The organism is Euzebyella marina (assembly GCF_003687485.1).
Classification (GTDB): domain Bacteria; phylum Bacteroidota; class Bacteroidia; order Flavobacteriales; family Flavobacteriaceae; genus Euzebyella; species Euzebyella marina.
In genome coordinates, this window is sequence record NZ_CP032050.1 from 2,918,744 (window position 1) to 2,943,407 (window position 24,664).

General features: G+C 41.2%; 20 protein-coding genes. 12 read left to right on the forward strand and 8 right to left on the reverse strand.

Annotated elements, in window-relative coordinates:
• Positions 1-4: 4 nt before the first annotated feature.
• Together D1013_RS12580 and aroC are read right to left on the reverse strand one after the other, a co-directional pair.
• Positions 5-1,330, reverse strand: a complete 1,326-nt coding sequence (locus D1013_RS12580) for a dicarboxylate/amino acid:cation symporter (RefSeq protein WP_121849163.1) — start codon at positions 1,328-1,330, stop codon at positions 5-7.
• 97 nt (positions 1,331-1,427) lie between these two features.
• Positions 1,428-2,498, reverse strand: coding sequence for a chorismate synthase (aroC, locus tag D1013_RS12585; RefSeq protein WP_121849164.1), 1,071 nt, complete (start codon positions 2,496-2,498; stop codon positions 1,428-1,430).
• Positions 2,499-2,732: 234 nt separating this feature from the next.
• Here aroC and D1013_RS12590 point away from each other — a divergent pair, with 234 nt between their 5' ends.
• Positions 2,733-3,593 (forward strand): UDP-2,3-diacylglucosamine diphosphatase, encoded by an 861-nt coding sequence (locus D1013_RS12590; protein ID WP_121849165.1) that lies wholly within the window; start codon positions 2,733-2,735, stop codon positions 3,591-3,593.
• 1 nt (position 3,594) lies between these two features.
• Here the strand turns inward: D1013_RS12590 and D1013_RS12595 are convergent, their stop codons facing one another.
• Positions 3,595-6,504 carry an FAD-binding and (Fe-S)-binding domain-containing protein gene (locus D1013_RS12595; RefSeq protein ID WP_121849166.1) on the reverse strand — a complete coding sequence of 970 codons (2,910 nt, stop codon included), beginning with the start codon at positions 6,502-6,504 and terminating at the stop codon, positions 3,595-3,597.
• An 86-nt stretch (positions 6,505-6,590) separates the two neighbouring features.
• On the opposite strand from D1013_RS12595, the gene D1013_RS12600 reads away from it, so the two are divergent.
• Together D1013_RS12600 and D1013_RS12605 are read left to right on the forward strand one after the other, a co-directional pair.
• Positions 6,591-7,103, forward strand: a complete 513-nt coding sequence (locus tag D1013_RS12600) for a hypothetical protein (protein ID WP_121850723.1) — start codon at positions 6,591-6,593, stop codon at positions 7,101-7,103.
• Positions 7,104-7,203: 100 nt separating this feature from the next.
• Positions 7,204-8,334, forward strand: a complete 1,131-nt coding sequence (locus D1013_RS12605; RefSeq protein ID WP_121849167.1) for a TlpA disulfide reductase family protein — start codon at positions 7,204-7,206, stop codon at positions 8,332-8,334.
• A gap of 72 nt (positions 8,335-8,406) precedes the next feature.
• Here the strand turns inward: D1013_RS12605 and D1013_RS12610 are convergent, their stop codons facing one another.
• Positions 8,407-10,041 (reverse strand): LVIVD repeat-containing protein, encoded by a 1,635-nt coding sequence (locus D1013_RS12610; RefSeq protein ID WP_121849168.1) that lies wholly within the window; start codon positions 10,039-10,041, stop codon positions 8,407-8,409.
• A gap of 164 nt (positions 10,042-10,205) precedes the next feature.
• Positions 10,206-10,856, reverse strand: a complete 651-nt coding sequence (locus tag D1013_RS12615; protein WP_121849169.1) for a rhomboid family intramembrane serine protease — start codon at positions 10,854-10,856, stop codon at positions 10,206-10,208.
• A 57-nt stretch (positions 10,857-10,913) separates the two neighbouring features.
• Here D1013_RS12615 and D1013_RS12620 point away from each other — a divergent pair, with 57 nt between their 5' ends.
• Together D1013_RS12620 and D1013_RS12625 are read left to right on the forward strand one after the other, a co-directional pair.
• Positions 10,914-11,807 carry a lysophospholipid acyltransferase family protein gene (locus D1013_RS12620; RefSeq protein ID WP_121849170.1) on the forward strand — a complete coding sequence of 298 codons (894 nt, stop codon included), beginning with the start codon at positions 10,914-10,916 and terminating at the stop codon, positions 11,805-11,807.
• Between the two features lie 66 nt (positions 11,808-11,873).
• On the forward strand, positions 11,874-12,869 hold the full coding sequence (locus D1013_RS12625) for a sterol desaturase family protein (RefSeq protein WP_121849171.1): 996 nt from the start codon (positions 11,874-11,876) through the stop codon (positions 12,867-12,869).
• On the opposite strand, the gene D1013_RS12630 is transcribed toward D1013_RS12625, so the two are convergent.
• Positions 12,859-13,638: an endonuclease/exonuclease/phosphatase family protein gene (locus D1013_RS12630; protein WP_121850724.1), complete on the reverse strand. Its 780-nt coding sequence runs from the start codon at positions 13,636-13,638 to the stop codon at positions 12,859-12,861. The two genes, D1013_RS12625 and D1013_RS12630, sit on opposite strands and share 11 nt — an antisense overlap.
• Before the next feature lie 12 nt (positions 13,639-13,650).
• Positions 13,651-15,039, reverse strand: a complete 1,389-nt coding sequence (gene glmM / locus D1013_RS12635) for a phosphoglucosamine mutase (protein WP_121849172.1) — start codon at positions 15,037-15,039, stop codon at positions 13,651-13,653.
• A gap of 73 nt (positions 15,040-15,112) precedes the next feature.
• On the opposite strand from glmM, the gene D1013_RS12640 reads away from it, so the two are divergent.
• From D1013_RS12640 to D1013_RS12650, 3 genes are all read left to right on the forward strand, one after another.
• Positions 15,113-15,703, forward strand: coding sequence for an acyl carrier protein phosphodiesterase (locus D1013_RS12640; protein ID WP_121849173.1), 591 nt, complete (start codon positions 15,113-15,115; stop codon positions 15,701-15,703).
• Between the two features lie 22 nt (positions 15,704-15,725).
• Entirely contained in the window at positions 15,726-17,426 is a 1,701-nt protein-coding gene (ggt, locus tag D1013_RS12645) for a gamma-glutamyltransferase (RefSeq protein ID WP_121849174.1), read from the forward strand.
• Positions 17,427-17,491: 65 nt separating this feature from the next.
• Complete coding sequence (locus D1013_RS12650; RefSeq protein WP_121849175.1) at positions 17,492-17,926, forward strand: GNAT family N-acetyltransferase; 435 nt, start codon at positions 17,492-17,494, stop codon at positions 17,924-17,926.
• Between the two features lie 2 nt (positions 17,927-17,928).
• On the opposite strand, the gene D1013_RS12655 is transcribed toward D1013_RS12650, so the two are convergent.
• Positions 17,929-18,693, reverse strand: a complete 765-nt coding sequence (locus D1013_RS12655) for an XRE family transcriptional regulator (protein WP_121849176.1) — start codon at positions 18,691-18,693, stop codon at positions 17,929-17,931.
• Between the two features lie 145 nt (positions 18,694-18,838).
• On the opposite strand from D1013_RS12655, the gene D1013_RS12660 reads away from it, so the two are divergent.
• The 4 genes from D1013_RS12660 (at position 18,839) to D1013_RS12675 (ending at position 24,623) form a co-directional block, all read left to right on the forward strand.
• On the forward strand, positions 18,839-20,113 hold the full coding sequence (locus tag D1013_RS12660) for a putative DNA modification/repair radical SAM protein (RefSeq protein ID WP_121849177.1): 1,275 nt from the start codon (positions 18,839-18,841) through the stop codon (positions 20,111-20,113).
• A gap of 10 nt (positions 20,114-20,123) precedes the next feature.
• Complete coding sequence (locus D1013_RS12665; protein WP_121849178.1) at positions 20,124-20,900, forward strand: TIGR03915 family putative DNA repair protein; 777 nt, start codon at positions 20,124-20,126, stop codon at positions 20,898-20,900.
• A gap of 116 nt (positions 20,901-21,016) precedes the next feature.
• Positions 21,017-23,848 (forward strand): excinuclease ABC subunit UvrA, encoded by a 2,832-nt coding sequence (gene uvrA, locus D1013_RS12670; protein ID WP_121849179.1) that lies wholly within the window; start codon positions 21,017-21,019, stop codon positions 23,846-23,848.
• A gap of 88 nt (positions 23,849-23,936) precedes the next feature.
• Entirely contained in the window at positions 23,937-24,623 is a 687-nt protein-coding gene (locus D1013_RS12675) for an LOG family protein (RefSeq protein ID WP_121849180.1), read from the forward strand.
• Positions 24,624-24,664 lie beyond the last annotated feature (41 nt).

The following is a 24,664-nucleotide window of genomic DNA, read 5'->3' on the forward strand; positions in this document are numbered from 1 at the left end:
ACTATTACCGAACCTCGTCAAGGTTATCGTCCCAATTTTTCACTTTAGGCTTGATGGTTTGCCCTACCGACTTCGCGACCATCATAGAAACAGTGGCATCCCCCGTAATATTCACAACGGTTCGCAACATATCCAATGGTCTATCGACCGCAAAGATCAAGGCAAGACCTATAGCCAATTTATCGGCAGGAAAGCCGATAGCCTCAAGAACAATGACCAACATGACCATTCCGGCACCTGGTACAGCAGCCGAACCGATCGATGCCAACAAAGCAGTTAAAACAATGGTCAATTGTCCACTAAATGTAAGTTCAAAACCAAGTGCCTGCGAAATAAAAACGGCTGCTACCCCTTGATAAAGACTTGTACCATCCATATTGATGGTGGCACCTACCGGCAGTACAAAACTTGAAATTTCCTTATCCACACCGATATGTTCCTCTACCCTTTCCATAGTGACAGGCAAGGTCGCCGCACTGGAGCTGGTACTAAAGGCCAACAGTTGAGCAGGGCTGATTTTTTGCAAAAATGTCCACGGGTTGTAGCGTGTAAAAGTACCCACAACCAAGCTATAGAATACAATCATCAGAATTAGGCCCAGAACGACCACTCCTGAATATTTTAAAAGGGCCAAAAGCAGGTCGGGATCACCAGAAGAGACCACTACGTTCGATAGTAAGGCAAAAACGGCTATCGGTGCCGATAACATGATCAGATCGACCATTTTAAGCACCACATCGTTCAACGAATCGAAAAAATCTTTTAGAGGTTTTGCCTTTTTCTCACCTATTAAAAGCATTGAAATACCCAGAAATATGGTGAAAAATATCACTTGAAGCATTGAACTATTGTCCCCAAGCGCATTAAAAGCATTATCAGGAACCATATCTTCCAAAAACTGTAGCGGTCCACTTTCTTTTTGTCTTGAAGCTTCCTCTAATTTTGAGGTAACGCCACTGTCATTGGAATAGGTTTCGGTCAATTGCGCTATGGTGTCCTCAGAAATACCGTTACCAGGTTTAATCAAATTGACCAATAACAGGCCGATAGTGATGGCAACAATCGTAGTAGCGATGTATATGGCAATGGTTCTTAGACCGATGTTCCTGAACTTTGAAATATCCTTCAAGTCAGAAATACCCTTAACCAATGATGCCAAGATGAGCGGAATGGCGATAAGCTTCAATAGCTTGACAAAAATAGTACCGAAAGGGTTGATCCAATCTTGTATGAATTTAGGTCCCCATTCAAAATTGGTCATTAAAAATCCAAAGAGGATTCCCAAAACCATTCCGATGAGAATCTTCCAGTGTAATTCCATTTTTCGCATGCATCGCTAGTTTAGGTAAGTAATATACTGTTTTTGACTTGAAAGCCGAAAAACTATATCTCGCACCTCAAAGGAAATATCAATTTCCTAAAAAGAACTATCCATTTCTTTGTATCGTGCGATTAAGCAGGGTATAATCTGCCAAAACCAAGGCCGTCATAGCCTCAACAATGGGTACGGCCCTAGGCACTACACAAGGGTCGTGTCGGCCTTTGCCTTGGGTCTGCACCTTATTGCCTTCTTTATCAATCGTCTCGTAAGGCTGTATAAGTGTAGCTACCGGTTTAAAGGCCACATTGAAGTAAATATCCATTCCATTACTGATACCGCCTTGAATACCCCCACTGTAATTGGTCTTAGTGGTACCGTCCGACTTAAATTGATCGTTATGGGCACTTCCCTTCATTTCAACACCTTCGAAGCCACTACCATATTCAAACCCTTTTACGGCGTTGATCGATAACATGGCCTTACCCAGTTCGGCATGTAATTTATCAAAAACAGGCTCTCCCAGACCAATTGGCACATTTTGCGCTACACAGGTAATAACACCACCAATGGTATCGCCCTCTTTTCTAATTTCTTTAATATAATCCTCCATTTTTACCGCCAAGGCCGGATCAGGGCACCGCACCGGATTCGATTCAATCTGCGCAAAATCAAGTTCTTGGTAAGGTTTATCTAATTTAAGAGTACCAACTTGCGAAACAAAGGCGTTGATTTTGATATCTGACAAAAATTGTTTGGCAATGGCACCGGCCACTACCCTACTGGCCGTTTCCCTGGCAGAACTGCGTCCTCCACCTCGATAATCGCGAAAGCCGTATTTCTGATCATAAACGTAATCGGCATGAGAAGGTCGGTATGAGTCTTTGATATGTGAGTAATCTTTCGATTTCTGATTGGTATTATGAATGGCAAAGCCTATAGGTGTACCAGTGGTCTTTCCTTCAAAAACACCGGAATAGAATTCGACGGTATCGGGTTCTTTCCTTTGGGTTACAATGGCCGATTGGCCCGGTTTTCTTCGGTTTAACTCCTTTTGAACTGCTTCAAGATCAAGGGTGATTCCTGATGGGCATCCGTCTAAGACCCCTCCTATTGCCACCCCATGAGATTCACCAAAAGTGGTCAGTTTAAAAATTGAACCGAAAGTATTTCCCGCCATTTAAAATCGTTAAATTGGTTAGTTGTAAAAGACGGTCGGCTACTTCAAATAAATCGGCAAGATTTACGATTTTAAAGTAACTACCTTTTGCTTTCACGCGCTCAAAGTTAATTCTTAATTAACAGTCGTGCAAAGTTATCGCCTATGCATTGATACAGAAGATAATGCATTCTTTATAGCTTGTTTACCTTTAGTTTATATGGGTTTGGTTTATTGTAATTAAAATAGATTACATTGAAAAAACGTAAACTAGAGGTTGCCGTTATCTCCGATGTTCATTTGGGTTCGCTCGATTGCCATGCCGATGAGCTCAACACCTACCTAAACAGTATTCAGCCCAAGAAACTGGTGTTGAACGGCGATATACTCGATATAGGCCAGTTTCACAAACGTTACTTTCCGCAGCCACATATGAAGGTTATTCGCAAAATACTGAATATGGCCGCTAAAGGCACCCAAGTATTCTATGTTACCGGAAACCGCGATGAAATCGTTAGAAAATTGACCGGTACCTCTATGGGAAATGTTCATGTGGTGGATAAACTTATTTTACGATTGGATGGTAAAAAAGCATGGTTCTTTCATGGCGACGTATTTGACACGCCCATTATCAAGGCCAAATGGCTGGCCAAATGTGGCAGTCTAGGTTATCATTTACTTTTCAACCTTAACAAGGGTGCCAATTACATCTATAAAAAAATGGGGCGCGAACGCCCTACGCTTTCCCATAAGGTCGAGAACGAAGGTGCCGATTCGAAATATGTTGAAGATTTTGAAAAATACACTGTTAAAATGGCGCTTCGAAAGCACTATGACTATGTGGTCTGTGGACATTTGCACCAACCTAAAAAGGAAGACTACATTACAAAAAAAGGCACCTGCACCTATTTGAATTCGGGTGATTGGGTCAAAAGCCTCACTGCGCTGGAATACAGCCTAAAAAGATGGAAACTGTACCGTTACCAACATGACAAACTATCGCCATTCTTTATGGATATGGAACTGCGTGAAATGGACATGCAAGAACTATTCGAAATCATCACCACCCAATCGGAGGCCAAACTACTGAAGCAAAGGCGAAAGAAAAAGCTTTAGCCTACAGCAACGCATTCTTTAATATGGTAACCGGGTGCAGCGCCGTTCTTTTGGTTCCGTCATAAATTTGGTGTCTACAACTGGTACCGTTCGCGGATATAATAGTATCCTCCGAACTTTTTCTAACAGCCGGGAACAATTTTAGCTCACCTATCTGCATACTTACCTCATAATGCTCCTTTTCATAACCGAACGATCCTGCCATACCACAACAACCGGAGCTTATTATGGAAACCGTGTAGTTTTTGGGAAGGTTAAGTACGTCAAAAGTCACCTTTTGATTGCTCAACGCCTTTTGGTGGCAATGCCCATGAATTTTAACGGTTTTGGCCTCTTGCGTAAACAATTCGGATGTCAGCTCGCCTTTCTGAATTTCGATGGATAAAAATTCCTCTAACAGATACGAGTTCAAAGCGACGGCATTGGTAGCCTCTGCATCATTTGAAAATCGTTTGTATTCATCCCGAAAAGATAATACGGCTGAAGGCTCTAACCCTACAACAGGCAGCCCTTGATCGGCAAATTTCTTAAGTGCCGGAATATTCTTGAGCGCCAATTTTTTTGCTTGTTTTAAAAAGCCTTTTGATAAATAAGTACGCCCGCTTTCAGCATAAAAAAGCTGAACATCGTAACCTAGTCGGGTCAAAAGTTCAATGGCATCTTTACCGAGTTCAACATCTAAATATTGACTGAATTCATCAATGTACAACACCACACTTCTTTTGGATGCAGTATATTGATTTTTATAATTTAAAAGATGGTTATTGAAATTAAAACTTGAAACTTTTGGCAAGCTTCTTTGGGGTGCCACATCAGCGCCCTTTTTCAATAAACCACCTAATAATGCGGAATCGTACACAGCATTTGTAAGACCGGATACCTTACTTCCTAATTTGTTCAATTTGGTATTGTGAGCGAATAATTTGCTTCGCAGAGAATACCCATTTTTCTCTTGATACTGGTATAAGAACTCTGCTTTTAACGCTGCAATATCAACGTTGCTGGGGCATTCACTAGAGCATGCTTTACAACTCAAGCAGTAGTCTAGCACCTCCTTTAGTTCCTTTTGGTCAAAACGGTTAGGCTGTTCCGCATTGGTCAAAAATTCCCTAAGAGCATTGGCCCGACCTCTTGTGGTGTGCTTTTCATTTCTGGTAGCGTGGTAACTGGGGCACATAGCGCCCTTCATGCTTTCGGTTTTTCGACAGTCGCCACTACCATTGCATTTTTCCGTGGCACGCAAAATTCCTTCGCTATCCGAAAAATCCATCAAGGTTTTTATTTCGGGTTCGTTGCGGTCTATTTCATATCTCAAGGATGCATCCATCGGATAGGCATCCACAATTTTTCCAGGATTAAATAGGTTCTGAGGGTCAAAATAAGACTTCACCCTTTTGAGCAGTTCGTAGTTTTTCTCACCGATCATTAAGGGAATAAATTCGGCCCTTACGATTCCGTCGCCATGTTCCCCACTAAAAGAGCCTTTGTATTTCTTGGTAAGTTTGGCCACATCGGTAGTAATATCCCTAAAAAGACCGACATCTTCCTTCTTTTTTAGGTTGAGTATAGGCCGTAAGTGCAGTTCGCCGGCACCTGCATGAGCATAATACACCGCACTTTGTCCGTAGCCCTTCATAATCGCTGTAAATTCAGAAATAAAAGCACTGAGGTCTTCGACTGCAACGGCCGTATCTTCGATACAGGCCACCGCTTTTTTGTCTCCCACCATATTACCTAAGAGCCCAAGACCGGCCTTTCTCAGTTCTATGGCTTTATTGATATCGCCTCCATACAGAATGGGATTGGCATAGCTAAGACCCGATTTTGAAATTGTAGCCTGTAAAGACTGTATCTGTTCTTGAAGGTTTTCCTCTGAATGGGCCTTCATTTCCAACATGAGCAAAGCGGCAGGATCACCCTCGACGAAAAAACGGTTTTGTAACTGCTCCCGATTGTTTTTGGTGCAATCTAAAATCACCTTATCCATCATTTCGCATAAATGCAATGAATGTTCCATAACGGGAGCCACATCTAACAGGCAATCTTCTAAAGTCTTATAATGGGTTACTACCATTGCGGAATAAGAAGGAGGCAAATCGTCGAGCTGCACCGTTATTTCGGTTGTGAAGGCCAAGGTGCCCTCAGAACCGCTCAAAAGTTTGCACATGTTGAATTCTTCTTCAGAATCTGAGAAAACCCCATTATGCAATAGTTCGTCTACAGCGTACCCCGTATTTCTTCTGTGAATTTCCGGTTTGGGAAATTCCTTTACAATCTCATTCTTTATCTCGGCATTCGAAAGCTCGTTGAAAAGCTGATTATAGATAGTTGACTCCAATGTATCTCCCTTGAGCTTTTCTTGAAACTCGGTCTTGGTCAAAGAACTGAATTCAGCTTCACTGCCATCACTTAAAATAGTTTTTATAGAAACTACTTTATCGCGGGTCACCCCGTATTGAATAGAAGTGGTACCTGATGAATTATTTCCAACCATGCCCCCTATCATACACCTATTGGCCGTAGAAGTATTGGGGCCGAAAAATAGACCGTAAGCGGCAAGATATTGATTGAGTTCATCCCTAATCACACCAGGCTGTAGCGTTATTTGCTTTTTCTTCTCATCGAAGGACAAAATTTTTGTGAAATGCCGTGATACATCAACAACAATACCATCGCCAACACACTGCCCTGCCAAAGAAGTACCGGCAGTTCTCGGAATTAAACCCACCTTATGCTCCCCTGCAAAACGAATGATTTTCTTTAAGTCTTCTTCATTTTTAGGAAAAGCAACTGCCGTTGGTATTTTTCTATACACCGATGCATCCGTTGCATATAAAGCCTTGGTAAGTTCGTCAGATAAAAGTTCACCCTGAAGTGAATTGCCCAGTGATTGGAGTAAATTTTTATTCAATTGAAAACAATTTTGCCAGCTAAATTAAGTTTTTATGCTTGAAAGGGACAGTTTAAAACTGTTTTTAGACAAAATTGAATATGATTATGAAAAAAATGAAATTAGTATTTAGTTTAATTTTCTTTACCGCCGTTTCAGGGCTCTATGCCCAAGAAATAGCAGACCACGCCCTAGGCCTTAGGCTGGGCGATAGCGACGGCTTCGGAGCCGAAATATCGTACCAAAAATCAATTGGTAGATATACCAGGGCCGAAATCGATTTGGGTTGGAGGGATAGTAGAGAGTTTGATGCCCTAAAACTGACCGGACTCTATCAATGGGTACATAACATCGACCGTGGCTTCAACTGGTTCTACGGTGTTGGTGGTGGTGCCGGAAATGTTGATTTCGAACCGCGACTTAACAATAACAATCAGCCCTACCACCCAGATGGAGGCCTATTTCTTTTCGTGGCCGGTGATGTTGGGGTCGAATATAACTTTGATTTTCCGTTGCTGTTATCACTAGATTTTAGGCCCGAACTGGGGCTTATAGGCTATAGCGATTTTGACAACAGCTTTAATTTTGATATTGCTCTTGGTGTACGGTATCAATTTTGATAAAAAATTTGCGTGCTAAAAAGGCCCTTAACGCTATTTGTTAAGGGCCTTTTTTTATTTTAGCGATATGCCTACTTTTACCGCACCTTAAAATAAAACAATGAAGAAATTAGTAGTTACATTATCTATTTTGATCGGTCTAAGTGCCTGTAACCAAAAACCTGAGGGTTATACTTTTACCGGAAACTTGACCGGAGAGGTTGAAAATGGCACCAACGTATATTTACGGGCGGTGGGTGAAAACGGTCAACCTGTTGATATTGATACGGCTACCGTCGAGAATGGCAAGTTCACTTTCAATGGGGAAATGCCTGCACCGGAAATGCACTATGTCTTCGTTGAAAATCTTATGGGTTTCACTCCTGTTATTCTTGAGAACGGAGAAATCATGATGAAGGCCCAAAAAGATAGCCTTGGTATGGCCGAGGTAACCGGTACACCTCAGAATGAGGTTTTTGTCGATTACATGGAAAAATCAAAGGAACTTACCCAAAGGGCCCAATCCATTCAGCAAGATATGCAGCAGGCAAACATGTCAAGGGATACGGCTACCGCTATTTCCTTACGTGATGAAATGATGGAACTTCAAGAGACGTATAAGGATTTTGAAATCGACTACATCAAGACCCACCCAGATGCCTTGATCTCGGCTTTATTAATCGAAAGGGCTATTGGAACCGGGGCCATTACTTCTGAAGAGGCACAGGGTATGTACGATGCCTTATCCCCAGAAATTAAGGAGACCAAGACCGCAAAGGGAATTTTAGAAAAACTTGAAGCTCAAAAAAAAGCAGAGGAAAATGAAAAGAACACCTCTATAGGTGCAAAAGCTCCTGAGTTTTCTGCACCAGATCCCGAGGGCAACCAATTGGCCTTGGCCGATGTTTTAGGAAAAGTGACCTTGGTCGATTTTTGGGCCGCTTGGTGCAAGCCCTGTCGTGCCGAAAACCCTAATGTACTAGCGGTTTACAATAAATATCATGACAAAGGACTCAATATTATAGGTGTTTCTTTGGATAGAACCGCAGACGCATGGAAGGAAGCTATCGAAGATGACGGACTTACTTGGAACCATGTTTCTAACGTGGCTTATTTTAATGATCCGATTGCCAAACTATATAATGTGAATGCCATACCTGCCGCATTTTTGTTGGATGAAAACGGAGTCATCGTGGCGAAAAATTTAAGAGGTCCTGCTTTGGAAGCCAAAGTGGCCGAATTACTGAATTAATGCGAACGTACCTAGTGGAAACAAAAATCCCCGAACCTTGGTTCGGGGATTTTTTATTGTGTATATTTCTTACTAGAATTTGTTTCTTACGTCTTCGAACTCACCTTTGATGGTTACGTTACCCAACTTTTTAACGCTTCCAAAAACATTCACTTTAGAATCGCTACCCAAGAACTCCAATGTAGAACCTTCATTAAGAATCAAATCTCCGTAAATAGTTAGGTTACCCTCTACTCTAAAAGTAGCTCCCTGATTCACGGTGATATTCTTGCGCTTGTTGTTTCTTCCAATAACAAACGTACCGTTCATTTCAAATAGACCGTTGCTATTTATATATGAATTGTTGTTTACCGTCCAAGAACCGCACAATAAAAGGGATCCATTTACTGTAATTCTATTGAATCTCTTAGCTCCTCTATAGGCTTTTTCCTCGCCTTCATTAACCGTTAACGTTGAGCTACCCCAATAAGTTGGCAAGTCTTGGCAACGAGTTTCCAAACTGGTATCAGGTCGGTTCAATTTTACGATTTGAAGACCAGCTTTACCAGAAGCTGCAAAAATGTAATCTCCTTTTGATTCTACATAATTGATGGAACCGTTCAAGTCGATGATACCCACCATATCGGTATTGTCTGCCTGCGTTTCAGAAAGACAAAGACCGGCACCACCATTGGCCATTAACAGAATATTTTCGTTGGTAGCTACGGCATTGGTTACATTATTGCTCTGCTCAGAACCTTCAGGATTGATCATAATCGGGACGTATTCCAACAAACTTCCATTGGAACGGTCATAAATACCGGCACCTTTAGAACCTTCCGATACGACAATCTTATCATCTGAAATATCTAAAGTTCTTTTACTAAAGTCCCCAAAATCGGAACTAATGGCGATTTCCTGAGACACGTTCAAGCCTTGATCCATCAAAACTACCCCAGTGCTTGCATCAAGAACAGCAACCGTTTCATTATGAAGGGCTACGGAACGTAAATCAGCAAATGAAGCATCGTTCTTAACAGATAGATTTGCTTTGTTATAGGCAGTAAGCAAACCGTCTTTACCACTTGTTACATAAACGGTATTACCTGTAATTTCAATATCGGTAGCGTTGAAACCTTCTTGAAATCCATAAGCTAAACCACCGGTATCCATTCTTCCTCCAGAAACTGGAATCTTAACTACAAAAGAATTGGATGTGGCCCTAACCGATTTTTCGGAATCCACTCCCCCTACGGCATAAACATAACCGTCATTGTATTCTACAGAGTTGATATCAGCGTTGGTGTAGTACAATCTAGAAGTTACCCTTGGGTCGTTGGGATCACTCACATTTACAATGTCGATGGCCCCGGCATAACCGTCCTCAACCGTATTATAGGCTACATAAGCGTAATCACCATCAACATGAACATGCGATGCCGTTAGGTTTTCTGCGCCACTGTACGAAGGCGGGTCAACACGGGCGACCAATGTCAAGGGGTAATCACCTGCTTCTTCATCGGCACCTTTTGCGGTCTTGCCCGTTAAAGCAGCTTCGCCGGCAATTTCCAGAACACCGGCATCATCAAACAATATACTATTTTGTAAAACGGATTCGCTCTTTTCTACCGAAACATCTTCGGAAGGATCACTGTACACCGTGGTTTCGTCGCTACAAGAAGCAGCCAACACGAGCACAGCTAGAGCTGTGAGGGAAACTCTTTTCATTACTAGTAGGTTTAATTCAATTAGATTTGGGTTCTAATCTAACGGCGAAAATAAGCGAAGTGTATATTAAAGGTCAACTTTTTTCGACCAATGGTTTATTTTCTATAGTTGAAATGACCTAAAATGTAGTTTACTGGAAATAAATCGAGTAAACTGAGTCATATCTATATCTTTCCCAATTTTTCCATGGCAAACAAAATTATAATGGGCACGGCCAATAAGAGAACCATCAAAGTTTCGTCTACCAATAATCTTGGCATGAAAATCAGCACGGTAAGATAACCGCCTATGGCGCCACCAAAGTGGGCCGTATGGCCAATATTGCCTATACGACTCTTCATACCGTAGATAGAATAAAGCAAATACCCGATGCCGAACACATAAGCGGGCATGGGTATCGGAATGAACATGATGCCTAGCTGCATATTAGGTTGCAGCAAAATAGCCGCATATAATACGCCGGTTACGGCACCACTGGCACCAACTGCGCTATAATAAGGTTCATTTTTATGGAAGACCATTGCCAATAAACTACCGGCCAGAAGACTTACGAAGTAGACAATAAAAAACTTGCCGGTACCCAACCACCCGATGATAACAGGTGCAAAAAAATAAAGGGTAAACATGTTGAAAAATAAGTGCGCCCAGTCTACATGCAAAAACCCGGAAGTAACCATGCGATCCTTTTGACCTGAATTGATGGCCGCAATATTGAACTTATAGCGTTCAAAAAATGATGTATCGTTAAAACCTTTTAGGGAAACCAAAACATTGGCAGCAATGACCACAATGGTAGCCAAATCGAGATTGTACATAGAGGACACCTTAAATTCGGGCCAAATATAGCTATATTTGCCCATTAAAACCGAACCATGCAATTGCTTGTCTTTGTCTTGGCCTACCCTCTTTTGTGGATCATTTCAAGACTTCCTCACCGCTTATTTTACGCCTTCTCAGACTTTATCTGCCTTATTGTTTATAGACTTGTTGGGTACAGGACAAAGGTCGTCAGAAACAATTTAAGACTTGTATTTCCAGAGAAACCAGAGGCAGAATTGAAATCTATTGAAAAGAAATTCTACTCACATCTTTGCGACACTTTTTTAGAAATGGTCAAAACCATGTCTATAAGCACCGAAAAGATCAAAAAGAAATACAACGTTATCAATCCGGATATGATCCATAATATCGAGAAGGAAAAAACAGTATTGGTCGTATGTTCGCACTATGCCAACTGGGAATGGAACGTAAGTATCAACAATTATTTTTGTTCTAAAGGCTACGCCGTTTACCAAAAAATAGGCAACCCCTATTTTGACCGATGGATCCGTAAAATACGCTCGCGGTGGAACACAACCCTTATTACACAAAAACAAGTAGTACCAACGGTAGTCAAAAATCATAAGAACGGAGTGAGAGGCATCTTCGGAATGGTCAGTGACCAATCTCCGCAAAAGCACTTGGCCCATTATTGGACCGAGTTTATGGGCATTAAGGTGCCCGTGGTAAACGGTGCTGAAATAATGGCCAGAAAAATGGATTTGGCAGTTGTATTTCTTAAGGTATCGAAAGTAAAAAGAGGGTTTTACGATGCCAGGTTTACTTTGATAACCGACTCGGGTTCAAAAACTTCTAAAAATGAAATTACCGACGCATTCTTGCGGCTTACCGAACAGCAAATACTGGAAAGACCAGAGCATTACCTTTGGACGCATCGCCGTTGGAAGCATAGAGATAAAGTTCCTGAAAAGTTTAAATCGGAATAGTAAATAGTTCTTGGTATATTTCAAGACCAAACAACTTATTACTATCCAAAAAAATTTAAATTATTCATGGAAATTTTTGAAACTATTTATGATGAACTTATCGGTTTTTTAGGTATTTCCCGAGCATGGGAAATTTTAAGTACCGGCAATTACGACGCCCTAAGAACTTATGAAGGCGTAACCTCTTTTATCTTACCGCTTATACCGTTATTGGTTATTTTAGAATTGATTCTCGGCCTCATCTACAAAAAGCCCCATACGAAGGTTTACCGTGTCAATTTTCTCATCTATATTTTCAATCGATTCATTGGCCGATTTATTGCCATCGCAATGGTGACACTATGTATCGGGTGGTTTCAGCCATTGGCCTTATTTCAGACAGAACCCACATGGTATTGGTTCATCTATGCCTATATAATCTGGGAGTTTGGCCATTTCATTTATCACTACCTCGGTCACAAAGTACGCCTATTTTGGTGCTTGCACTCTACCCACCATGCTCCTGAAGAAATGAACCTATCGGTTACCTACGCCCATTTTTTTCTTGAGGCACCTTATGCCGATACTATTCGAACTACAGTATGTATACTGGCAGGGGTTCAGCCAGAAATGCTTTTCATTATCATGTTTATTGACGGAACATATGGCGCATTCATTCACGTAGGAGAAAATGTAATGAAAAAGGGCCAATTCGGTTTTTTGGGAAAATACATCCTTACCCCATCGCACCATCGGGTACACCATGCTAAAAATCCACTATATATGGATACCAACTTCTGTAACCTTCTAAATATTTGGGATAGGGTTTTCGGTACCTATCAAGAAGAACACGAAGATGAAAAAATAAAATATGGAATTACTCGAGAAATGGATTCCGGTAATTTTATGGATGTCTATTTTGGTGAAATTACAGCCTTGGCCAAAGATGTCTGGTCAGCACCGGGTCTAAAAAACAAGATGAGCTATATCTTCATGCCTCCCGGGTGGCACCACACCGGAGACCATAAAACGGCAAAGGTGGTACGTGACGAATATTTCAACACCCAAAAGGTTACGGCGTAAAAACAAGCGTTGACATTACTATACAATGGTCACTGGCATAGTTCTCGCATAAAACTTGATAATCGATAACCTCCCATAAATCGGGTTGGTTGTAAAGTATATAATCGATTTTCTTTTGAGGCCCATTTGAAGGATAAGTCCCCTGCTGGGCTTCTTTATGTTCAGGTTCGGTAAAGACCGTCTTGATAATCCTGATTGTCTCGGAATCGGGCTCGGCATTTAAATCACCCAAAAGTAAAGTTGCATAGTTCGTATCATGAAATTGCTCTACCAATGCCCTAGCTTGCATCTCCCTATCTTTTTCGTCTTTCTGATGATCTAGATGGGTTCCGACAAACTGAATGGTATTTCCATTTTTGGTTTTGATAAGTGCGACTGCGGCAGCACGAGGCTCAGAATCAGGCAAATGCGGTAAGGCGATATTCTCCGTAGCAATAAAACTGTATTTCGATAAAATGCCCTCACCATACTCCCCTCCATCATAATACATCGCTCTGGCAAAAAGTGAGGCCATTTGAGTACGATAGCCTAACTCGGTCGGCAAATCATACTTTATAGCTCTTTCAGTCTTAAAGTCAACTTCTTGCATGGCAACCAAATCAGGATTGTATGATTTAATAACACCTGCGATTGAATCTAGGTTGAAATCATTCTCTACGGTCGCCCCGTGAAGAATATTGAAGCTCGTTACCCTAAGAGTATCGGTCTGCGCCCAATTTTTCGATGCAAACAAAACTACAAGAACAAATAGAATGCCCTTTGCTTTCATGATTTTCATTACTTAAATACCGGCAATATTCTTGATGTCGGCAATAATGTCATCAGCCAAAACATCTGCCTTCTCTTGAGTGGAAGCTTCCGTATATATTCTGATGATCGGTTCGGTATTCGATTTTCTCAAGTGGACCCAATTTTCAGGAAAGTCAATTTTCACACCATCGATGGTAGAAATATCCTCATTTTTATATTTATCGGCCATGGCCTTTAAAATACCATCCACATCCAATTCGGGTGTCAATTGTATTTTCTTCTTACTCATAAAATAAGCTGGATAACTTGCTCTTAATTCGGCAACAGTACCCCCTCGCTCTGCCATGAGCATCAAAAACATAGCCGTACCGACCAAGGCATCCCTCCCATAATGACTTGCTGGATAGATAATTCCACCATTTCCTTCACCCCCAATAATGGCATTGTTCGCTTTCATTTTAATAACTACGTTCACCTCTCCTACGGCAGCTGCCTCATAAGTGCCTCCATGCTTTTGGGTTATGTCCCTTAAAGCACGTGAAGATGAAAGGTTTGAAACGGTATTACCTTTTGTTTTACCCAAAACATAATCGGCACAGGCCACCAATGTGTATTCTTCACCGAACATTTCACCCTTATTATCTATAAATGCCAAACGGTCTACATCTGGGTCTACTACGATACCAAAATCGGCCTCCTCTTCAACTACCAATTTGCAGATGTCTGCCAAATGCTCTTTTAAGGGTTCAGGATTATGAGGAAATTGGCCAGTCGGTTTGCAATACAATTTGACGACTTCTACACCCAACTCCTCCAGAAGCTTTGGTATGGCGATACCCCCGGTGGAATTAACACCGTCTACAGCCACCTTAAATTTTGCTTTTCTAATGGTATCGGCATCGATTAAATCAAGATCTAGCACTTCATCGATGTGAATATCGATATACGAATCATTCTTGGTAATAGTACCCAGGTCATCTACCTCAGAGAACGCAAAATCTTCCTTTTCAGCAATCTCTAATATTTTAGCGCCCTGCTCTGCATCTAAAAACTCTCCCTTTTCATTTAAAAGCTTGAGCGCGTTCCATTGTTTCGGGTTGTGACTGGCCGTCAATATGATTCCACCATCAGCCTCTTCCAAAGGAACCGCAATTTCGACCGTTGGTGTTGTCGACAAATCTAAATCGATCACATCGATTCCCAGACCAATCAATGTCGAGACCACCAAATTTTGGATCATTTCTCCCGATAAGCGGGCATCTCTACCAATAACCACTTTCAACTTATCTTTTTTGGAATATTCTTTTAACCATATACCATAGGCCGCAGCGAATTTTACGGCATCAATAGGGGTTAAATTATCACCAGGGTTTCCTCCGATGGTTCCCCTTATTCCAGAAATAGATTTAATCAGTGTCATATTGTAGTAAAAGTTTTAGCAAATATACAGGTCTGGTATAAAACCTACGTAAGCAATTTGTAAATTCGAACCAATGAATTTCTTGGCCCATATTTATCTTTCCTTCAATGACAACGAAATCACTTTAGGTAATTTCATTGCCGATAGTATTAGGGGAAACAAATTCAAACACCTACCCAACAAAGTTCAAAAAGGCATTTTATTGCATCGGGAAATAGACACCTTTACCGACACTCACCCAATACCTAAAAAAAGCAGTAAGCGATTGCATAAAAACTACAGTCATTACAGTCGGGTCATCGTTGACATTTTCTATGACCACTTTTTGGCAAAAAACTGGCATCTGTATTGCAAAACACCTCTTGATATTTATGTTGAAAGCTTCTACGATTTATTAGAAGACCACTATGCCATTTTACCTGACGGAACCAAAAGAATGATGCCCTATATGATTGCCGATAATTGGATCTACAACTATTCTAAAATGGAAGGCATTGGCAAGGTTTTGAACGGAATGAACCGTCGTACCCAAAACCGTTCTAAGATGAACTTTGCCATTTTAGACCTTGAAAAAAACTACGATGCCTTTGAACAGGAGTTTACCGATTTTTTTGAAGAATTGGTTGTATTCGCAAAACATAAATTCATTTCGTTAAATGACTAACCTCTAAAACAAACCACCGACCATGAAAAGACCACTTTCCCTACTCCTCTCCTTCTCCCTTCTATTTTTACTGGTATTGACCAATTGCAAAAGCAGGCCTGCAGCACCAACGGGTTTAGTAACCGAAAAGGCAATGGTCGTCTCTGCAAGGGAGGAAGCCTCAAAAATAGGTGCGGAAATCATGAAAAAGGGTGGCAATGCCTTCGATGCCATGGTCGCCACAGAAATGGCCCTAGTGGTCGCCTATCCATTCGCGGGAAACTTAGGTGGCGGCGGATTTATGGTCTATAGAAAATCGGATGGTGATGTGGGCGGGCTCGATTATCGCGAAAAAGCGCCCCTGGCTGCCCATAAAGACATGTATTTAGATTCTTTAGGAAATGTCATCCCGGAAATGAGTACCAAAGGAGCCACGGCCGTAGGTGTACCCGGAACGGTCGCAGGCATTATGGCGGTACATGAAAAATTTGGGTCATTGCCTTTAGAGGAAATTTTCGAACCCATTATAGAATTGGCTGAAAACGGCATAGTGGTTACTGAAAACCAGGCCAATCGTTTTGCTGCCGTCAAAGACCGTATTTTGGAGGTCAATGATAGTGTAACGACGTTTCCCATCGATTGTAAGGTGAACGATACGGTACGATATCCTGCATTGGCGCGAACCATGCGAAAAATAGCAAAAGAAGGTCATGATGGTTTTTATAAAGGGGAAATCGCAAAAACTCTGGCCAGTTTTATTCAAGAAAAGGGTGGGTTCATCACTGAAGAAGATTTGGCCAAATACGAAGCGGTTTGGCGACAGCCCATCATATTCAATTACAAAGATTTAAAGATAATCTCCATGAGTCCACCCAGTAGCGGCGGGGTAACCATCAATCAAATCCTTAAGATGATCGAGCCTTACGACATAGGCGATTTTGATCATAATTCAGAAAAAAGCATTCAATTGTTTACTGAGGCGGCCAGAAGGGCTTACGCAGATAGAAATTATTATTTGGGCGACCCTGACTTCACCGAGATACCACTAGACGTACTTCTCGGAAAAGCATATTTAGAAAATAGAATGGCCGACTTTTCATTTGAAAAAGCTACTAAATCATCAGACATTAGCGAAGGGAGTGTTCAAATGGCAGAAAGCATGGAAACTACCCATTACTCTATCGTTGATGCACAAGGCAATGCGGTTTCGGTTACCACGACTCTAAACGGGGCCTATGGTTCTAAGCTCTACAGCGACGAACTAGGTTTCTTTTTAAATAATGAGATGGATGATTTTAGTGCCAAGGCCGGTGTACCTAATATGTTCGGTCTCATAGGTGCCGAGGCCAATAGTATCGCCCCAGAAAAAAGAATGCTTAGCAGCATGACTCCTACTATTGTTGAAAAAGAGGGCGAGCTTTGGATGGTCGTAGGCACCCCAGGTGGTTCGACCATTATTACTGCGGTTGCCCAAACCATTTTGAACGGTTACGAATACAATATGAGTATGCAAGAGGCCGTAAACGCACCTCGCTTTCATCATCAATGGCTACCTGATGTCGTTATTTTTGAACCCGAAGGTTTTTCAAACGACCTGATTGAAAGCTTAAAGTCAAAAGGTTACCTTATCAATGAAGAGCGCACACCCATTATTGGCAAGGTAGATGCCATAAGAGTATTGGCCGATGGTCGTTTAGAAGGTGGAGCAGACAAAAGGGGCGACGATACTGCGGTCGGTTTTTAAATATGAACAATGATTTTTTTACCCTTGCGATTTGTTTTTAATTTTATGCCTGAAATAAGACTCACATGACGATAGAAGTACTACATAAATTCGAATTAAACGATAAGAACCAAGCCCGCATTCGTGCCTTGTACAGGCAACTGAACGCTACGATCACCCCAAGAGCTTTACATCAGGTTTTACAAGAGGATAACCACGTCATCTTTATGGTCTGTAAAGATGAAAAAGGAGAAATTGTCGGCATTGCCCTAATGGCCACCTATAAGGTAGTTTCAGGATTTAGAGGCCTTGTTGAAGATGTGGTAGTAGATGAAGCTTACCGAGGAAAAGGCATTGGTAGAAAACTTATGGATAGCTTGTTGGAAGAAGCTCGGCGAAAAGGAATCGACGAAGTAATGTTATTTACCGGTCACCACAGAACTGCGGCTATCAACCTTTATAAAAGCTTAGGATTCAAAATAAGGGAAAGCGGGGTCTATAACCTAAGTTTTAGAAAATAACGCTACACTTTTTTTACATGCTGTAGCTGGCCCTTTAGCTCTTCCATAGATTCTTGAAGTTGCTTGAGAAGGCCTTTTTCGGTACTGGCATCCTCACCAAAGGTGATTCTACTGCTCACCTGCCAAAGCTCTTGAATTTGAAACGGTTTGATTTCGTAGGGTGGATAAGCCTCGTTGAGGGAAACCAATGTTACATTGTTCGAATTGGGTCTTCGCTCAATTTTCTTGACCAAAACGGCATCTTGTAAAACGACCACGTACATTTTATTGGGGCTAACATCATCGATATGCTCTACGGCCTTGGCCAGAACCCATTCCCCTGGCCTCAAGTTGGGCAACATACTATCACCCTCTACTTGAAAACCCCGATAAGTGGCATTTCTAAATTCCGGAATAGGCAAATCAAAGGCCGGTAACTGACGGTACCAACTGGTATCTTGAATGTTTTGCGGATATCCTGCAGCGGCCTTGGCATTCACCAGAACCATATTCTCGCGATCTTCACTATCAACGGTCACTACTTTTGGAATAACACTGGTTTGCGATGTTTCCAAATATTTGTTCTCACTTTCCCCGAACAACCACAGAGGATTTATCTTGAATTGCTTTAAAAGTTCGGCTACCACCTTACCTGACAGCTTTGTTCGACCTCTTTCTATATCGGCTGTAGTACTTGAAACCCCAAGCAGCTTGGCAAATTCGGCCTGGGTAAAACCTAAATCACGTCTGATATCTGTAAATCTCTTCAAGGTTAATTCATTCTCCATACCTATTCAAATTTTAAATCCCACTGGGATAAATTCCTTCCTATCCGCTCAAATATACGGTTTTTGGAAATATTCCAATATATTTTTTGGATTATTTCCATAATTAGGATTTATTCCATATTTTTGGAATAATTACAACATCATTATGTCGTTCGAAAGAATTAAGGAAAAACTGAACATTCTGGCCGATGCCGCAAAGTACGATGTGAGCTGTGCCAGTAGCGGAAGCACCCGAGCCAATAAGAACAAGGGGCTTGGTAATAGTAGTGGCATGGGTATTTGTCATAGCTATACCGAAGATGGGCGTTGTGTATCGTTGCTTAAAATTTTAATGACCAATCATTGTATTTATGATTGCGCTTATTGTGTCACTAGAAAAAGTAACGATATCAAAAGGGCTGCCTTTAAAATTCAGGAGGTAGTTGACCTTACTATCAACTTTTATAGAAGAAATTATATTGAAGGGCTGTTCTTAAGCTCAGGTATTTTCAAGAATGCCGATTATACGATGGAACGTTTGATAGCTGTTGCCAAAAAGCTGAGGGAAGAAGAGAATTTCAATGGGTATATTCATTTAAAATCTATTCCGGGGGCAAGCGATGAGCTAATGAGGGAAGCCGGTCTTTACGCCGACCGACTCTCTGTTAATATTGAGGTGCCTACTGTTTCTGGGTTAAAGCTGTTGGCTCCTGACAAACGTTACGAAGATTTCACCAAACCCATGCTCAAGGTCAAGAATGAAATAATTCAATACAAGGCCGAAAAAAAAATAATCAAGAGCACACCGAAGTATGCTCCTGCTGGGCAGAGTACGCAAATGATAATTGGTGCCACGGGCGAATCCGATAAAGACATCATGTACTCTGCCACGCATTACTATCAAAAATATCATATGAAACGGGTGTATTATTCCGGTTATGTACCTGTTGCGGAGGATAAAAGATTACCGGCTATCGGTTCGCAGGTGCCTCTTTTAAGAGAAAATCGATTATATCAAACCGATTGGCTCTTACGTTTTTATGGGTTTCATGTAAAAGAACTATTAAATAACCAGCATCCGAATTTAGATATGGATGTTGACCCTAAATTGGGTTGGGCCTTAAGAAACCTTCATTTATTTCCAATTGATATCAATAAGGCTCCGAAAGAACTTTTGGCACGAGTGCCGGGTATTGGTATGCAGTCGGTTCACAAGATTATGAATGCCCGAAAGTTTAGGAAATTGAATTGGGATCATCTTAGAAAAATTGGCATTGCTCTCAATAGGGCTAAGTATTTCATGATTTGTGATTCGAATAAATGGGAGAAACGTGATTTACAGGCCGACACCATAAAAGGCATGATTTTGCAAAACTCAACGGGTAAATTCCGTAAAGAATATAGCAACCAGCTTCAACTTTTCGATAAAATGGCAGTATAATATTTCAGCTATGGATAATTCAAAAATCTTAATATACGATGGCAGTTTCAACGGGTTCTTAACTGCTGTTTTTGTTGCTTTTGAAGAAAAAATCGCAGTTTCGGACATTCAGAGGGAATCAGATAGCCAAAACGGACTTTTTTCTGAATCTGAAACCGTCATTACCGATGCCACAAAAGCCAAAAGGGTATGGTTCGGTATCGATAAAAAAAGTCACTCTGCCATCACCAACATTTATTTTGCTTTTTTAAGTGAAGCCCAAGGTGTTGAAATGTTACTGTACAGATATATCAGAAAGTTCTTTGCTAAAGATAAAAGCATTGCTTTTGATTACTCAGACGGTGTCGTCTTAAAAATAAGCCAGTTGGCCAAATCGGTGGGAAGAGAAAAACACAGAATGGAGGCTTTTGTGCGTTTTCAATTAACAAAAGATGGTATTTACTTTGCCAATATAGAACCTGATTTCAATGTTTTGCCCCTCATATCCAAGCACTTTAGAAACCGCTATGCAGACCAATATTGGCTGATTTATGATATAAAAAGAAAATACGGCCTTTATTACGATTTAGAAAAGGTCGAAATAGTCACGATGGATTTAAAGGAAATCATTACCAATAGCGTACATAAAAGCAAAAGCCTTGTGGATGAAGAGTATGATTTTCAAAATTTATGGAATAATTATTTTAAAAGCACCAACATTAAAAGTCGCATAAATTTAAAGCTTCACAAGCAACACGTGCCCAAACGGTATTGGAAATATTTGAGTGAAAAAAGGGAAGTGGTCTAAACTTTTATATTCAGGTTTATATAGATACTTTTTGAATGCTTTGAGCACCACAAATAAACAGTACCAACTTCTCGATTCGCCCTTAAAACCGTACCTTTGCAGCTTTGCTATCGAAAATGATCAATTACGAAGAAAACATTGAGGTTCAAGGGGCCAGGGTTCATAATTTAAAAAATATTGACGTTACTATACCACGTGAAAAACTAGTGGTGATTACCGGTCTTTCCGGTAGTGGCAAATCGTCTCTGGCATTCGACACAATTTATGCCGAAGGTCAAAGAAGGTATATCGAAACTTTTTCTGCCTACGCCCGCCAGTTTCTAGGCGGATTAGAACGACCCGATGTCGATAAAATCGATGGGCTCTCTCCCGTAATTGCGATTGAACAGAAAACTACTTCGAAATCGCCTCGATCTACCGTTGGTACCATTACCGAGATTTACGATTTTTTACGCCTGCTTTTTGCGAGGGCCGCAGATGCCTATAGCTATAATACAGGTGAAAAAATGGTCAGTTATAGCGATGAACAAATAAAGGAACTTATTAAAGAAGATTACAATGGCAAGAAAATAAATGTTCTGGCCCCGGTAATCAAATCTAGAAAAGGTCATTACCGCGAACTTTTCGAACAAATAGGCAAGCAGGGGTTTGTAAAGGTGAGAGTCGATGGAGAGATTAAAGATATCGTGAAAGGTATGAAGGTCGACCGGTACAAAACCCATGATATTGAAATAGTAATCGATAGGCTTAAAATTGCTGATTCAGAGGAGCTAGACAAACGTCTGACCGAAACTATAAATACGGCCATGTACAGCGGTGATAATGTGCTCATGGTTTTAGAAGAAGGTCAAGCAGAGGCTCGTTATTTTAGCCGTGACCTCATGTGTCCTACTACCGGCATATCTTACCCTGTTCCCGAACCCAATACTTTTTCCTTTAATTCCCCGAAAGGTATGTGCCCCCATTGCAATGGTCTTGGCCATGTATATGAGGTAAACGAGAATAAAATCTTTCCGAATAAAAAGCTGAGCATTAAATCAGGGGGCATTGCTCCCTTGGGAGATTATAAAAAATCATGGGCCTTCAAACAAGTAGAAACCATCGCGCAACGGTATGGTTTCGAGTTGACCGACCCTATCGAAAAAATACCTCAAGAAGCTATCAAGGTGCTTCTTCATGGAGGAAATGAAAGTTTTGATGTCGACTCAAAAACCTTAGGGGTCAAGCGCACCTATAAAATCGATTACGAAGGTATTTCTAACTTCATTAAAACTCAATACGAAGAGGCGGCCACCACTTCCTTAAAAAGGTGGGCGAAAGACTTTATGGATAAAATAGTGTGCCCCGAATGTGAAGGGTCGCGCTTACGCAAAGAATCTTTGAATTTTAAGATTGGCGAAAAAAATATTGCCGAGCTTGCCCATTTAGATATTTCTGATCTTTCCGTTTTCTTCGAAGGGTTGGAAAACGAGCTAACTGGCAATCAAAAAAAGATAGCTGAAGAAATAATTAAGGAAATTAGGGCCAGAGTACGGTTTTTACTAGATGTCGGGCTAGATTACCTATCCCTAAACCGTAGCTCAAAATCGTTATCCGGCGGGGAGGCACAACGTATTCGCTTAGCAACACAAATTGGTTCGCAGTTAGTAGGTGTGCTTTATATTTTAGATGAACCTAGTATCGGCCTGCATCAACGTGACAATACGCGACTTATTCAATCTTTGGAATCACTTCGGGATATTGGCAATTCGGTAATCGTGGTCGAGCATGACAGAGATATGATAGAACGCGCAGACCACGTTATTGATATCGGACCAAAGGCCGGTAAACACGGTGGGGAAATTATATCTGAGGGTAAGCCGTCCGAATTAAAAAAGCACAACACTTTAACTGCCGGATATATCACAGGTGTTAGAGAAATTGCCGTACCCGAAAAAAGACGGGAAGGCAATGGCAAAAAGATTGTTCTATCCGGTTGTACAGGCAACAACCTTAAGAACGTTACGGTAGAATTTCCTTTAGGAAAAATGATTGGTGTTACAGGTGTTTCCGGTAGCGGCAAGTCGACACTGATCAACGAGACCCTCTACCCTATTATGAACGCCTATTATTTTAATGGCGTTAAAAAGCCCATGCCATACAAAAAAATTAAAGGTCTTGAACATATCGATAAAGTAATCGATATCAATCAATCGCCCATTGGTAGAACGCCTCGGTCAAACCCGGCCACCTATACCGGAGTTTTCAGTGAAATTCGTTCTCTATTTACCAAAACTCCTGAAGCCGCTATTAGAGGTTACAAACCCGGGCGGTTCAGTTTTAATGTGAAGGGTGGTCGGTGTGAAACTTGTCAAGGCGGCGGATTGCGTGTCATTGAAATGAACTTTCTGCCAGATGTATACGTTGATTGCGAGACTTGTAATGGCAAACGTTTTAATAGAGAAACCCTTGAAATTAGATACAAGGGCAAGTCAATTGCCGACGTATTGGAAATGACCATTAATGAGGCAGTTGATTTCTTTGAGAATATTCCTAAAATATATAGAAAACTTAAGACCATTAAAGATGTTGGTCTTGGTTATATTTCGTTAGGGCAACAATCTACGACCCTATCAGGTGGCGAAGCTCAACGGATAAAATTGGCCACTGAACTATCTAAAAGAGATACGGGCAATACGTTTTATATCTTGGACGAACCCACTACCGGATTACATTTTGAAGACATTCGTGTACTTATGGAAGTTTTAAACCGTTTGGTAGACAAAGGAAATACCATTTTGGTGATAGAACACAATATGGATGTAATCAAAATGGTCGACTACATCATTGACATTGGTTACGAAGGTGGCCGTGGCGGTGGCATGGTAGTTGCAAAGGGAACGCCAGAGGAAGTGGCCAATGACAAAAAGAGCTATACGGCCCAATTCTTAAAAAAAGAACTTCATTGACGAAATCAGTCCATTAAAGGATTCCTTTTCTAGATTTTCTAAAATAAAGCTTATTTTCGGCTCCGCCGAAGCGTAAAATAAATAGTATATGCGTAAAGAACAGCACCATAAGGGTTGGAATGAAATTAAAACGAACGATTCATGGGCCATATTCAAGATTATGGGCGAGTTTGTTAATGGGTTCGAAAAAATGGGAACTATTGGCCCCTGTGTTTCCATATTTGGTTCTGCCCGTACAAAAGAAGGCGCCCCTTATTATGAACTGGCGGTAGATATAGCGCAAAAAATCGCTGAAGCCGGCTACGGAGTTATTACTGGGGGCGGCCCGGGAATTATGGAGGCGGGAAACAAAGGAGCTAATTTGGCGGGTGGTACTTCGGTCGGTTTAAATATAGACCTACCTTTTGAACAGCATGACAACCCGTATATTGACTCTGATAAAAGTCTCGATTTCGACTATTTCTTTGTCCGTAAGGTAATGTTCGTTAAATACTCTCAAGGTTTTGTCGTAATGCCCGGTGGTTTCGGTACCCTCGATGAACTTTTTGAGGCGATTACCCTGATTCAGACCAACAAAATTGAGAAGTTTCCGATTATTTTGGTAGGAACCGAATTCTGGACCGGATTAATGGATTGGGTAAAGAATACCATGCTAGATGTCAAAAATATAAGTCCCCATGACCTCGATTTGATAAAACTAGTCGATAGTGCAGAGGAAGTTGTTGAAATCATCGATGCCTTTTATAAAGGTCGCACCCTAAGCCCCAACTTTTAAGATTAACTTGATTGTTAGGCATTCCATATCAACTATTTTGG

What these genes read in the sequence shown, in the direction of transcription:
- D1013_RS12580 (WP_121849163.1), bottom strand. Translation starts at nt 1,330, where the DNA reads ATGCGAAAAATGGAATTACACTGGAAGATTCTCATCGGAATGGTTTTG.
- aroC (WP_121849164.1), bottom strand. Translation starts at nt 2,498, where the DNA reads ATGGCGGGAAATACTTTCGGTTCAATTTTTAAACTGACCACTTTTGGT.
- D1013_RS12600 (WP_121850723.1), top strand. Translation starts at nt 6,591, where the DNA reads ATGAAAAAAATGAAATTAGTATTTAGTTTAATTTTCTTTACCGCCGTT.
- D1013_RS12605 (WP_121849167.1), top strand. Translation starts at nt 7,204, where the DNA reads ATGAAGAAATTAGTAGTTACATTATCTATTTTGATCGGTCTAAGTGCC.
- D1013_RS12610 (WP_121849168.1), bottom strand. Translation starts at nt 10,041, where the DNA reads ATGAAAAGAGTTTCCCTCACAGCTCTAGCTGTGCTCGTGTTGGCTGCT.
- D1013_RS12615 (WP_121849169.1), bottom strand. Translation starts at nt 10,856, where the DNA reads ATGTACAATCTCGATTTGGCTACCATTGTGGTCATTGCTGCCAATGTT.
- D1013_RS12620 (WP_121849170.1), top strand. Translation starts at nt 10,914, where the DNA reads ATGCAATTGCTTGTCTTTGTCTTGGCCTACCCTCTTTTGTGGATCATT.
- D1013_RS12625 (WP_121849171.1), top strand. Translation starts at nt 11,874, where the DNA reads ATGGAAATTTTTGAAACTATTTATGATGAACTTATCGGTTTTTTAGGT.
- D1013_RS12630 (WP_121850724.1), bottom strand. Translation starts at nt 13,638, where the DNA reads ATGAAAGCAAAGGGCATTCTATTTGTTCTTGTAGTTTTGTTTGCATCG.
- glmM (WP_121849172.1), bottom strand. Translation starts at nt 15,039, where the DNA reads ATGACACTGATTAAATCTATTTCTGGAATAAGGGGAACCATCGGAGGA.
- D1013_RS12640 (WP_121849173.1), top strand. Translation starts at nt 15,113, where the DNA reads ATGAATTTCTTGGCCCATATTTATCTTTCCTTCAATGACAACGAAATC.
- ggt (WP_121849174.1), top strand. Translation starts at nt 15,726, where the DNA reads ATGAAAAGACCACTTTCCCTACTCCTCTCCTTCTCCCTTCTATTTTTA.
- D1013_RS12650 (WP_121849175.1), top strand. Translation starts at nt 17,492, where the DNA reads ATGACGATAGAAGTACTACATAAATTCGAATTAAACGATAAGAACCAA.
- D1013_RS12655 (WP_121849176.1), bottom strand. Translation starts at nt 18,693, where the DNA reads ATGGAGAATGAATTAACCTTGAAGAGATTTACAGATATCAGACGTGAT.
- D1013_RS12660 (WP_121849177.1), top strand. Translation starts at nt 18,839, where the DNA reads ATGTCGTTCGAAAGAATTAAGGAAAAACTGAACATTCTGGCCGATGCC.
- D1013_RS12665 (WP_121849178.1), top strand. Translation starts at nt 20,124, where the DNA reads ATGGATAATTCAAAAATCTTAATATACGATGGCAGTTTCAACGGGTTC.
- uvrA (WP_121849179.1), top strand. Translation starts at nt 21,017, where the DNA reads ATGATCAATTACGAAGAAAACATTGAGGTTCAAGGGGCCAGGGTTCAT.
- D1013_RS12675 (WP_121849180.1), top strand. Translation starts at nt 23,937, where the DNA reads ATGCGTAAAGAACAGCACCATAAGGGTTGGAATGAAATTAAAACGAAC.